The organism is Gilliamella sp. wkB18, assembly GCF_001690875.1.
GTDB classification, from domain to species: Bacteria; Pseudomonadota; Gammaproteobacteria; order Enterobacterales; family Orbaceae; genus Gilliamella; species Gilliamella apicola_A.
Window position 1 is genome coordinate 1 of sequence record NZ_LZHM01000016.1, and the last position, 13138, is coordinate 13138.

The window sequence follows — 13138 nt, forward strand, 5'->3', positions numbered from 1 at the left end:
TCTTCGGCGATGCCTAAAGTGTCTTCCAGCACGACGCCGCAGGATATCGGTTTATCCCCTTGGTATAATTGATTGGTATGTAGCACATATTTTAATTTTTGGTCTTTTAAACGGGTAAACCCATGTACCGATTCAAAATTATCAAGATGCTCATCAAAACGAAATTCCAGTACTTTGCTGTTTTCTGCTTGGTAAGTTTGATAACTACTACCAAAAATATCTTTAAACGGTACGGCTCGGTTGCCAGTTGCCTCAGACGGTGAGTCTTTGAGTTTTTGTATATCAATTTGGGTAAAACGGGATAGCGCTTGGCTATCTTGTTCTTGTAGGTAATCATCAATGGTTGTTTTCGACCAAGGTCGTGAACAATAAGCCACCCAAGCTTGCGTAAAGTTTTTATCATCAAGATTGATGAACGATGCCGGAATAGAATGGCAAGCTTTGTTACACGCTTTTGATAAAGGTCTTGGCTCGGTATTGGGCAGGTCATGGTAGTTTCTTAAACGTAGTGCCCCATCAATGCATTCATACGCATGGAGTATTCGGCTATGGATGTCGTCGCCTTTTTGTTGCATCACATACACATAACCTTTACGCAAAATACGCAGTACATAGCTATAATATTCTAATGCCTCTTCTGGCATGCGGTTTTTAAAATCTAAATTTTTAGCGTAATCGGCTAACTCTTGATAAGTGGCGTTGACTTTTTTTGTTAAACTCGACGTTGTTTTTATCACAGCCTGACGCAGTAAAAAAACCGGTAGCCCAGTTCGTTCACAGACAGGGCAAGCGCCCGATGCTTGGATTACATTTTCTAACGCAAGGTTTGCTGCTTTCTTCATCTTACATCCTTTATTGCTTGTCTTATTTGTTATTCGTTAATCGAAAGTGATGAGATTTCAAGGTGAATCTGGGCGTTAATAACGTGTTTTGAGAATGTGCTCGGCTCTTTTTGCGCTTTGGCTATTTGTTCAAGCACGTTAGGATGCTGAGTAAAAGCAGTTTGGTACCTTAAGCCATTTAATCCCCAAAATTGAATATCGTTAGCGTCAGTTAAGCCTAATTGATAAGCTTGTTCAACCAGTTGTGTTGCTTGCATAATCACCTTGTTATCAAGGGGGAGCCGTTTTTGTTCTGTATAATCTAAATCCGAACGTAAAACTTGCGTGAGTTTTTTTTCGCTAAATGGGTTGCCTTCACCAAATAGGTCTATTAACCCTTCTTTTGATAATGGTTCAACTGGGTTAAGGGCGACGATGTTATCAACCAATAAGTAACGATATTTAGATAATTTGTTGGTATTATTTAATTCAAAAATCATTATTTACCCTTTTCTACACAACCATGAACATCCAGATCGCTAGGCTGATGCCAACATCAGCCAATAGTCGTTGAATAAAGACTAAATCACTTTCTTGCCATTGTGTGATTAACTCACGGTTAGGGTTGCAACTGGTAAAGGTGATAATATAACGCCAAGGTTGGTTTAACTGTTCATCAATGGCAACAGCATCAACTGAAATTGATTCGGTTATATTCAGTTCATTCAATTTAAGGGAGTAACGATTATGAGGTACTGCTGAAGAAAGAGCATCTAACCCAGTTGAAATTAAACCCGAAAAAGACATTTATATTCCTTACTAATGCAATATCCAAATTCTAAATATTATTTATTTTTGATGCGTAAACAATCAATCAATGTTAGTGAATGTAAATCCATTAACAGTTAATGTTTAAAAAGTCGTTAAAATAACTTTTTTTGAGTAATTAATCAACCATTTTGTTGTAGAAATTCGACTTTATTATTATTGGGTATGATGGATTTCGTAATCGTAAATTAATTGACTTTTTGGTGCGTTTTGCCAAGTTCTGTTTTTATCACTATGAAAAGAAAATCAAATATTGAATGATTTTCAACGGAATTAATAATCAAGCAAATTTATTTGATACACAAACAACAATAAAATTATCATTTGTTAAAGGAGTTATAACGTTAATCATTGCAGGAAGATCTAAAACCAGCGATACTGTGATACCACCGGCTTTAATAAATGTTAATAATTTATTTCGTTGTTAGTGTTTTTATTCCCACTCAATGGTTGCTGGCGGTTTTCCGCTTATATCATACACAACACGGGATATGCCGTTAACTTCATTAATAATGCGATTAGAAACTCGACCAAGAAATTCATATGGTAAGTGAGCCCAATGAGCAGTCATAAAGTCAACCGTTTCAACAGCTCGCAGTGAAACAACCCAATCATATTTTCGACCATCCCCCATGACACCAACTGAGCGTACAGGCAAGAATACGGTAAAGGCTTGGCTGACTTTGTGATATAGCTCGGCTTTGTAAAGCTCTTCAATGAAGATAGCATCGGCTCTACGTAGTAAGTCGCAATACTCTTTTTTTACTTCACCAAGTATTCGAACACCTAAGCCGGGACCAGGGAATGGATGGCGATAAAGCATGTCGTAAGGTAAGCCAAGTTCTAAACCGACTTTGCGTACTTCGTCTTTAAACAGTTCACGCAGTGGCTCAACCAAGCCCATTTTCATATTTTCGGGTAATCCGCCTACATTATGGTGTGATTTAATCACATGTGCCTTACCTGTGTCAGCTGCTGCCGATTCAATGACATCAGGATAGATAGTACCTTGAGCTAACCATTTTACATCTTTTAATTTTGCCGCCTCTTCATCAAATACAGCAACAAATTCACGCCCAATAATTTTACGTTTTGCTTCAGGATCTGCTTCACCTTTTAGTGCAGCTAAAAAGCGCTCTTCAGCATTTACAGCTATGATATTTAAGCCAAATTTATTACCAAACATATCCATAACTTGTTGAGCTTCGTTCAAGCGTAACAAACCATGATCAACAAATACACAAGTTAATTGATCTCCGATAGCTTGGTGTAATAACAATGCTGTAACAGAAGAATCAACCCCTCCTGATAAGCCAAGTAATACTTTGTCATTGCCAACCTGTTCTTTAATTCGAGCAATAGCATCGGTAATAATTGAAGATGGTGTCCAGAGCTTTTCACAGTGACAAATATCAATCACAAAACGTTGCAATAACTCGAAACCTTTTACAGTATGAGTTACTTCTGGATGAAATTGAACGCCATAAAATTGTTTTTCGTCATTAGCCATAATAGCAAATGGGCAAGTTTCAGTACGCCCAATCAGTGTGAAACTATCAGGCAATGCTGTTACTTTATCACCGTGGCTCATCCAAACATCAAGTTGATTAATGCCTTGTTCACTTGCGCTATCAAAAATACCATCAGTTAATTTTGACGATCCAACAAGATCCACTTTAGCATAACCAAATTCACGTTGGTTAGATCCAGTCACTTGACCGCCCTTACCAACTTGAATTGCCATAGTTTGCATGCCATAACAGATCCCTAATACAGGCACACCTGCGTTGAAGACATATTCGGGTGCTCGTGGGCTGCTTAGTTCAGTCGTGCTTTCAGGACTACCTGATAAAATGATACCTTTAGGATTAAATTGTTTGATTTTTTCTTCTGATACATCCCACGGCCAAAGTTCACAATACACGCCGATTTCGCGAATTCTACGAGCAATTAATTGAGTAACTTGTGAACCAAAATCAAGAATTAAAATACGTTGCTGGTGGATGTCTTTTTTCATCAATTTTATTCCTAAACTATGAACTATTACAAAATTGGGATGCTATTGTATCATTTACCGATTAAATTGAGATCATTAATTAAAAACAGTGATAAATATTTATATTATTAATAATTTTGAAATCATCTTATTACAAAATTCAATATCATGGTCATCAAATTAACCTTGTAATAAGTCAATAAATCAAAGAATTGAATTCTCTTTACTTAATTAATAAGTAAACTTATTAAAAGGAGACCTATGAATACCATTTCAATTTGTTTCATATTACCAACAAAGGCTAAACCAATTCAATTTGCAATATTATACTGATCTTAATTTAAGAAAATTATGGGAAACTGATCTTGAAGACTTTCGTATATTTGGTGACTTAAAAACAGGGGCTAAAGGTATTTTCAAATTACAAAATATACCAGAAATGGAAGTGACTTTATCAAAGATTATTGATAAGCAAGAATTTACAGAATAATTTGATATGCCTGAAATAGATTTACTGTTTTTCTCACATTAAATTATGGAAATATCACATAATCAATATGCATTAAAATTAGAAATTTCTCTAAAACCAGATCTAAAAATGGATACGAAAGCATTTTATGATTTTATAAAACAGATTTCAGATGATATTATTGATAAAGCTTACAAATTAAATAGTTTAGTTGAAGGGTAAATTATGACAAAGGACGATAAGTTTTTAACTCAATTCCAAACTGATTCTGAATCTATTGGTTTTGTTTTTATGAAAACTATTCGTTCTGGCATACGAATATCAAAAATTGCTTAAAAAAACAGTCTATCACTCATCCGCAATTTATAGTGCGTGCAACGCTTGCTTATCTATCACAGCGATCAGGCGAAATAACACAAGTTATTGTATCAAATAAAACAAATATCGATGTGATGACAATTTCCCAAATATTAGAGAATTTAGAAAAAAGTTATATAAAATGCTCTTGCTCAATTAAAGATAGTCGAGCAAAATCCATTCAATTAACCCCAAAAAAATTGAATAAAGCAAATGAAACTATGCTGAATAAAAAACGTACGCAATGCCTAACAAGCCATTACGTACGTATAATATTGATAACAATTTGAAACTAAATCGTGATTTAAATTTTTAATTCAGAATTACCATTTATGTTCTATACCAAGATTTCCTCTATAACCTTGACGTTTAGCACTACCAAAATCGTGTTCATAGCGAGTATCGCCGTATAAGTACATATTTTGACCTAATGGAGCTTTGATTCCAAGCCCTAATTCACCCCATGTGTTAGCATATTTTTCACGTAAACTATCTCGACCAATATCAGCCTCATTGGGTTTGATAAAATCATGCCAAATATTACCTATAGCATAAAGTGTTGTTGTTTGATGATCTTTGCTTTGATTATAAGCGAGCCGAACCCCTATTCGCCCCCTAAGTAGATCTTGACCATTTTGATCCACTTTTCTGTATTTATCTTTAAAGCTATCTAAGTCAACATATTGATACACCATTTGAACTTGAGGCTCAATTAACCAATAATTTTGATTTAAATCCGTTTGGTTTATTGTAAAAGCATGCCCTGCTTCGGCAGAGATAGCAATACCCCAACCATTTTGGGAATGAGGATTATTCCCATTTCTAGCTTCATATTTGTTACGTAAGTAGGAAAATTGCCCCACTAAGTCAAGATAGCTGTTATCGGTAGAAAAATAAGTATTGGTTAATCCTAAGTTTACTGACTCTGATTTACCTTTACCTGTCCGTTTATTATGAGAAAGTCTTCCGTTTTCAGCTCGATATTTGTCAGAAAAATCAGTATAAGCCTTACTATAGGCTAAATACATACCAACATGATTATGACCGCCATTTTCGTAAACTTCGTTAATTAAGTCATGCCCAAATTGGATTCCATATATATCTGTATCATAATTTAAGCGATCTTTCCCATTTTGTTTAAGGTGTTTGCCTAATATTCTTCCCCATGTTTCTCCTGCGTATTCATTGCTATTATAATTGACAGAATCAAATTTTATATCTTGTCCACGGCGTTCATGTAATGTTCCAATGCTTAAAAGTCCTTGTTCTTGATTGACTCTTGGCATAGCAACATAACCAGCAACTGGACTTGATAAAATCGGTTTAGGCTCAGCCAGATCAATTTGTGGTGTTAATGGCACTATCGGCATTGGAAATATTGGTGATGTTGGTGATGTCGGTAGCTCAGGTGGTATTATAGGGATTAATGGTGTTGGATTGCCTGATTCCATTGTCCAGTAATATTCATCTCCATTTGCAGTTGTACGTTTTGCTAATTGTACCTCAGTTGCACCACTAGTGTGTGCAACGCCTTGAAAAGCTTGCTCATTGCTACTTTCCCCAACATAAATTACTGGCACTGAATTAATGATACTTGTGATTTGCTGAATATTTCCGTCAATAATATTTTCTTTTCCAGCCGAATTTACCGGAATAACTTTTGTTACTCCAATTGCCGTACCTGTAATTTTTAACATATCTGATTGCGAATTAGTGCTATACATTACACTTGGGTTATTCCACAGCGTATTTATTTTAATTATTGCATTGCCAGAAGCGCTATAATTACCATCAATAGTTAAAATGTCATTATATTTTCCATGTGAATGGTTATCCAAGTTAATAATACCGCCATTATTTATGACATCCCCTTGTAATATAAATTCATTGCCACCTGCATCATCAAAAGCACCATTAATTGTTGCGCCATTGTTCAGCTCAACCTTATCAAATTTTGCTATGTTGTTTGTATCATTTGGTTTCAAATTCCACGTAAAATTATCATTTAAATTAATATTAAGTACAGTATTTACATTGGTATCTAAAACCTCACCTTCTTCGACTTTTACTAAACCTTTATAGACTAATCCAGTCATGCTGCCTTTACCCGAAGCATTAAATGTGACTGAGGATCCTTGATATGCATCGTGCCCAAGTTCAGCTCCATTAGAATCATAAGTGTTAGAAAAGAATTGATAATTAGGTGCAGTGTAATTACCACTTACGTTAATAATATAGCCTGCATCATTTGCAGTAAGATTTGTTTTGTCACCAGTAAAGGATAAAACCGTGTCAACTTGCCCTTGATCGACAAATATTAAATCTTTACGACCTATAGAACCATTTACTACAGGATCTGCACTGGTACCAGTTGTTGTGAATATTGCATTTTTAAAACTAGCTTTCACACCATGCGATGCGGCCTGTTCAAGCTGTCCACCTAAAGTGGCATCGTCATGTGTACCAATTTCAAGTGCATAACCTCCTGTTTTGATAATAGTTGAACTATTTTCATAATCCGCTTTTATCAATGAATTGCGGACCATTTTGATACCACTACCCTCTAGAGCATTGGTTGTATCAATCGTCAATTCTCCATACGACTCTAAAATACCCGCACCTTCACCAGTGTTACGCGTTTTTCCTAATTTTATTGCAGAGCTATCCCATTTTAATGTCGATTTTTCGCTGCTTTTATTTATGGTAATTGTATTTTTTTCACCTTTTAATATTACTTTGGGCGTCAATTGACCATCCGCACCAACTTTATCGGCTGTATCATGATTAGTAGGGTTACCTGAGATGTAAATCCCAATAGAACGATTCCCTGTCAATGTCATATCTAAATTATCATTGATTATAACTTGACCGGCTGAACCATTACCTGAGTTATCGTAAGCACCTTGAATAGCTCGAATACCATTATTTAAAATTGGTTGGGTTTTGCCGCCTTTTACTGCTTGATTAATTTTTAATTTATCGACAGTAATTGTACTGTATTTTCCGTTATAAGTGTTTATTTCTCCGGAATTTACAGCCGAACCTGCCAATAGGCTATAAGATGCAATATTACCACTTAAATTACTACCTCGAGTATAATCGTTCGTTACATTTAATTCGACATTTTTGGCCGTTATATCAACATTATGATATGTTGCAAGCCCAATAGAGTTACCATTATTTACAATAGTAAAATTTAAGTCACCTGCGTTAATTGAACTTCCAGAACCACCGCTAGCATATTGATTCGCTAATCCAGTATAATCTCCATTAACATTTGCAGTTAAAACTGTATCCCCGACATTAAGTTTTTCATGTAGTTTACTTCTTGTTAGGATATAAAAACTAGCATTACCAGATTGAGTTACGGTAGCGGCTTTAATATTATTACAGCTAGGACTGTTTTGACCTACTAAATATGAACCATCAGCATTTGCTGTACAATCTAAAGCAAATGCAGAAGTTGGAATCATTAAAGCTGAAGTAACGAGGCATGTAAATGTGGTCGTTGATTTACAAGCTCTGCGAACTAATTCAGAACATGCTATTGTAATACCAGTAACAATATTAAATTTTGTTTGGTAGACTTTATTCATAATTATTACCTTTAATGAGTGATAAAACTTAGCGATATCACATATTTATTTTTAAACAATGAAAACAATCACATAAAAACTAATTAGCTATAAATCATAATTAATTTGGAAAACTCAACATTGAACTTTTTTAATGACTGTCTTATTTTTAGATTTGTGATAGCCGAAATAACAAAGATTATTTTTTAGTACTTTTTTACAGATTGATTTCGTTAAAAAGACATCACGTAATCCAAACGGACAGTAAAAGGAGAGTATCCATAGTCGTTTGGATTTATTTAATTGATTGCAATGAACAAACTGGGTATAAGGCAGTTCTTTATTGAGGTATTGTTGCTCTTCTTGGCGATTAAAATAAGCCCAATTCATGTAACCTAAAGGCTTATTATTATGAACAATTAACGCAAAGTTTTTAGAGCGAATTATGGGTTGTAAAACGTCTAGAGCTGAATCAAGTGCGGCTTTTTTATAATCTGGATTTTGATTCCATAACCAAATCATGGCGCCTAATACCTCAGCTTCACTCCATAGCGTTTCAGGATATATACTTGGTGCAATGATTCTATCACCAGTTTGATTAAAATCGCTCATATACTTTTACCTTTATTGAAAATAATTAACAATTATATTACTTAATTAACAAAATTCCATCAAATTATGTTTTTTATTAATAAGATTTTACATTGCTTGATTAGCTGATTATTTTATTGAAGTATAAAAGTACATTGCCAATAAAATATTCAAAAGAATATTTTCAAAATGCCCTTTTTTGATAGGCTCAATAAAATTAAATATAACTATTTGAATAATATATAATTAAATTTAAAGAAGCGTTAATTTATTAACTAATTGATTTGAAAAGAGAATGTGTTACCTTATTTATTGAGTTTAAAATCGAGAGTTTTTTAGCTATTTCGGATTTGAATAATGTGTTAGGTAATTCTACATTGAAAAAGGGGGATTTTACTCACCCCTTATTGATATTAGACAAAATTAATTATTAGCATTTTGCTCTTGTGCAGATTGAATTGCTGTTAAAGCAATCGTGTAGACAATATCATCAACTAATGCACCTCGAGATAAGTCATTAACGGGTTTACGCATACCTTGTAGCATTGGACCAATTGAAACAAGATCCGCTGAGCGTTGTACTGCTTTATAAGTTGTATTACCCGTATTAAGATCAGGGAAGATAAATACAGTCGCTTTACCTGCAACTTGTGAATTTGGTGCTTTCGATTTTGCTACATCAGGCATTACCGCTGCATCATATTGTAATGGACCATCGATCATTAAATCTGGGCGTTTTTCTTGAGCAATACGAGTTGCTTCTTTAACTTTTTCAACATCAGCACCTTGACCTGAACTACCTGTTGAATAAGAGATCATAGCAACACGTGGCTCAATACCAAAAGCAATGGCGGTATCAGCTGATTGAATTGCAATTTCTGCCAGTTCTTGTGCCGTTGGATCTGGGTTGATCGCACAGTCACCATAAATATAAACTTGATCAGGCATTAACATAAAAAATACCGATGAAACAAGTGAGCTACCCGGCGCAGTTTTAATTAGTTGCAATGGTGGACGTATAGTATTAGCAGTTGTATGTACAGCACCTGATACTAAGCCATCAACTTCATTAGCTTCAAGCATCATTGTACCAAGTACCACATTATCAGCTAATTGCTCACGAGCAATCACTTCGGTCATACCTTTGTTTTTACGTAATTCAACTAGACGAGGAACATATTTTTCACGGATATTTTCAGGATCGACAATTTCAACACCAGAGCCTAAAGTTACACCTTGTGAAGCAGCTACTTTACGTACTTCATCAGGATTACCAATTAGTACACATTTTGCAATGTTACGTTCAGCACAAATTGCTGCTGCTTTAACTGTTCTTGGTTCGTCACCTTCTGGTAATACCACTACTTTTTTCGCATTACGTGCAAGTTCAGTTAATTGATAACGGAATGCAGGAGGAGACAAGCGACGAGCAGAAGCTACAACTTCATTTAATGATTTCACCCAATTAATATCAATATGATCAGCTACATAATTTTGGGTATTTTCCATACGCTCTTTATCATCAACAGGAATTTCTAAATTGAATTGCTGTAAATTAATAGAAGTTTGGAAAGTATTTGTTTGCACGGTAAATACCGGTAAGCCTGTATCAAAAGCTGGTTGACATAATTTTGCGATTTTTTCATCGATTTCATAGCCACCAGTTAAAAGCACACCACCAATTGCCATACCATTCATGGCTGCTAAACTGATAGTCACTAATACATCAGCACGATCAGCAGACGTCACTAATAATGCATTTGGTTGAAGATGACTAATGATATTTGGCACACTACGAGAACAGAAAGATATATGTTTGATGCGGCGGTTTTTGATGTCACCTTCATTAATAATTTTTTCACCAAAATGTTTTGCAATGTCAATAGAACGGCAAGCACTTAAATCCATATTCCAAGGAATACACCCCAGCACTGGCAATGGACTATGTTTATTTAAATCCTCGATAGTGATTTTTTTATCATCGAATTTAGGGGTATGATAAATTTCGGCAACATCCGGGCGAGCAAGGTTTTGTTCTTCAACCGGGGCGTTAACTTTGTTTACAATTATACCCACAATTTTTTCATTTTTGATACCACCAAAGTTAGAACGTGCAATTTCAATACGATCTTTGAGTTGTTCTGGTGTATCTTTCCCCATGTTAACAACAAAAATAATTTCAGCACCCAGTGTTTTAGCAATGTTATTATTGAGTTCATTTGCAAAAGGGTAATCCGAAGTTGGCACAATACCTTCAACTAAAACAACATCTGCACCTTTGGTGTTTTCAGCATACAGCGCCACGATTTCTTCCATTAATACGTCTTGTTGATTTAGCCCTAATAGGTTTTCAACATGGCTCATTTTTAGTGGTTTAAGCGTTGGAATTGATGTGTTATTGCTCACTAAGGTTGTTGTGTTGTCTGGTGCATCCCCTCCGGCTCTTGGTTGTGCAACTGGCTTAAATACATTTAAGTTTATACCTTGACGCTCCATAGCTCGAATAACACCAAGACTCACACCTGTTAACCCCACATTGGTACCAGTTGGAATGAGCATAATTGTACGAGACATAATTAATTTCCTCTTAATTCTTTATTAAATAAAAACAAACCGCCATTCGGCGGTTTTAATTGTTTTTTAAGCAGTTAAGCGTGCAGCATCTTGAGCAATAACGAGTTCTTCATTGGTAGGAATCACCATTGCAATTGCTGAGCCATCTTTAGTAATTGTTCCACCTTGACCGAAACGTGCAGCAAGGTTACGTTCTTGATCAAGTTCAAAACCAAGAATACTTAATTTTTGTAATGCCATACGACGAACTTCTTCAGAGTTTTCACCAATACCACCGGTAAAGATAATGGCATCTAAACGTCCATCTAATAACATTGCATAACCACCGATATATTTCACTAAACGATGAACAAAAACATCTAACGCATTTTTAGCATTTTCATCTGTTTCATAATTATCAGTGACATAACGGCAATCGCTGCTTACCCCTGTTAAACCTAATAAACCCGATTTTTTATTTAAAAGATTATTAATATCACCAACAGACATTTTTAAATTGTCATGTAAGAAGAACATAATAGCAGGATCGATATCACCACTACGTGTTCCCATCACTAAACCTTCAAGTGGCGTTAATCCCATTGAAGTTTCAACACATTCACCATTTTTAACAGCTGTAATTGATGCACCATTACCTAAATGACAAGTAATAACATTAGTTTCTTCAACTGGTTTATTTAATAATCTTGCAGCTTCACGGCTAACGTAATAATGGCTAGTGCCATGTGCACCATAACGACGAATACCATGTTTTGTGTATAATTCGTTTGGAATAGCATATAAATAAGCTTCTTTTGGCATTGTTGTATGGAATGCAGTATCAAAAACAGCAACATTTTTAGTTTTTAAATGTGGAAATGCAGCAAACGCTTCACGAATACCAATTAAATGCGCTGGGTTATGTAAAGGTGCGAATGCTGCTGCATCTTCAATACCTTTTAATACTGAATCATCAATTACAACTGATTGAGTGTATTTTTCGCCACCATGAACAATTCGGTGTCCAATAGACTTAATACTATCTAATAATTCTGGTTTTTGTGGGAAGATACTATCAACAATAAATTTAATTGCTTCACTATGTGCAGCGCCTGCACCTAAAGATGCTTCACCTTTAACACCGTCAAGTTTCCACTTAATACGTGCATCAGGAAGGTTAAAACATTCGGCTAATCCAGAAAGAAATTCATCACCGTTTTCAGGGTTTATAATGGCAAATTTTAATGATGAGCTTCCGCAATTAAGAACAAGAGCGTTATTACTTGATGACATAGTAATTCCTATAATTTGAATAAAAAAGATATATACCAATCAAAATTGGTAACTCAACACATGATTTAAATCGATGTGATTACACGAAGGTGACTTCTGATATCTTATATTTTAAGATAAAATAAAAAGAGTCTCCAATTTGGATGGCGTTATTTTAAGACAATAACAAGTGAATGTCGAGGAATCCCCTACATATGAATTTAGTTAATACTTTTAAGCTTGGACAACGGTATATGCAGCTTTGCCCTAAAGATAAAGAGCTCATTTATTCGTTTCCGGAATTAAAAATCATTAACTACATAAAAACCGCAAAAAAATATTTACCACCTATTATTATTGGTTTATTAGTATGGCAATACTATTTACCTGCACAATTAGCTGTTACAGTAATTACAATATTATTTTCCATAAGCCTACCCTTGCAAGGTATTTTTTGGCTTGGTAAACGTGCACATTCACCTTTACCACTTAATTTAGTCGATTGCTATAATCGTATTGAACTAAAACTTATTGAAAGAAAGATATTAGTTAAGAATAAAAATACTGCTGATAAACTAACTTTTGAAGCATTTATGAAACTCATTAATCTATCCAAAATTCATTTGGGAAGTTATTTTGGTGAAGATGACAATACATCACTTAATTCATAAGATTA

12 protein-coding genes are annotated in these 13138 nt (G+C 34.8%); 4 read left to right on the forward strand and 8 right to left on the reverse strand.

The genetic code is table 11. The annotated features are described in order from the left end of the window. The 4 genes from A9G48_RS00580 to guaA all read right to left on the reverse strand — a co-directional run. A partial coding sequence (locus A9G48_RS00580; RefSeq protein ID WP_218057759.1) for a toxin VasX occupies positions 1 to 842 on the reverse strand: 842 nt, incomplete at its 3' end. Between the two features lie 29 nt (positions 843 to 871). Continuing rightward, on the reverse strand, positions 872 to 1321 hold the full coding sequence (locus A9G48_RS00585) for a hypothetical protein (protein WP_065575649.1): 450 nt from the start codon (positions 1319 to 1321) through the stop codon (positions 872 to 874). A 13-nt stretch (positions 1322 to 1334) separates the two neighbouring features. Further along, positions 1335 to 1628 carry a hypothetical protein gene (locus A9G48_RS00590; RefSeq protein WP_065575650.1) on the reverse strand — a complete coding sequence of 98 codons (294 nt, stop codon included), beginning with the start codon at positions 1626 to 1628 and terminating at the stop codon, positions 1335 to 1337. 454 nt (positions 1629 to 2082) lie between these two features. Then, positions 2083 to 3666: a glutamine-hydrolyzing GMP synthase gene (guaA, locus tag A9G48_RS00595; protein WP_065575651.1), complete on the reverse strand. Its 1584-nt coding sequence runs from the start codon at positions 3664 to 3666 to the stop codon at positions 2083 to 2085. Between the two features lie 295 nt (positions 3667 to 3961). On the opposite strand from guaA, the gene A9G48_RS11420 reads away from it, so the two are divergent. The 3 genes from A9G48_RS11420 to A9G48_RS00600 all read left to right on the forward strand — a co-directional run bounded on the left by A9G48_RS11420 (position 3962) and on the right by A9G48_RS00600 (position 4761). Beyond that, entirely contained in the window at positions 3962 to 4135 is a 174-nt protein-coding gene (locus tag A9G48_RS11420) for a hypothetical protein (protein WP_176701492.1), read from the forward strand. A gap of 45 nt (positions 4136 to 4180) precedes the next feature. Continuing rightward, positions 4181 to 4336, forward strand: a complete 156-nt coding sequence (locus A9G48_RS11425; RefSeq protein ID WP_176701019.1) for a hypothetical protein — start codon at positions 4181 to 4183, stop codon at positions 4334 to 4336. A 146-nt stretch (positions 4337 to 4482) separates the two neighbouring features. Continuing rightward, on the forward strand, positions 4483 to 4761 hold the full coding sequence (locus A9G48_RS00600; protein WP_065575652.1) for a hypothetical protein: 279 nt from the start codon (positions 4483 to 4485) through the stop codon (positions 4759 to 4761). 33 nt (positions 4762 to 4794) lie between these two features. On the opposite strand, the gene A9G48_RS00605 is transcribed toward A9G48_RS00600, so the two are convergent. From A9G48_RS00605 to A9G48_RS00620, 4 genes are all read right to left on the reverse strand, one after another. Beyond that, positions 4795 to 8067 carry an autotransporter outer membrane beta-barrel domain-containing protein gene (locus A9G48_RS00605; protein ID WP_065575653.1) on the reverse strand — a complete coding sequence of 1091 codons (3273 nt, stop codon included), beginning with the start codon at positions 8065 to 8067 and terminating at the stop codon, positions 4795 to 4797. A gap of 114 nt (positions 8068 to 8181) precedes the next feature. After that, entirely contained in the window at positions 8182 to 8658 is a 477-nt protein-coding gene (locus tag A9G48_RS00610) for a toxin-activating lysine-acyltransferase (protein ID WP_034946333.1), read from the reverse strand. 402 nt (positions 8659 to 9060) lie between these two features. Continuing rightward, positions 9061 to 11211 (reverse strand): phosphate acetyltransferase, encoded by a 2151-nt coding sequence (gene pta / locus A9G48_RS00615; protein WP_065575654.1) that lies wholly within the window; start codon positions 11209 to 11211, stop codon positions 9061 to 9063. 66 nt (positions 11212 to 11277) lie between these two features. Next, positions 11278 to 12483: an acetate kinase gene (locus A9G48_RS00620; protein ID WP_034946338.1), complete on the reverse strand. Its 1206-nt coding sequence runs from the start codon at positions 12481 to 12483 to the stop codon at positions 11278 to 11280. 194 nt (positions 12484 to 12677) lie between these two features. Between A9G48_RS00620 and yfbV the strand changes: the two genes are divergently transcribed. Next, on the forward strand, positions 12678 to 13133 hold the full coding sequence (gene yfbV / locus A9G48_RS00625) for a terminus macrodomain insulation protein YfbV (RefSeq protein ID WP_065569574.1): 456 nt from the start codon (positions 12678 to 12680) through the stop codon (positions 13131 to 13133). The last annotated feature ends 5 nt before the right edge of the window (positions 13134 to 13138 follow it).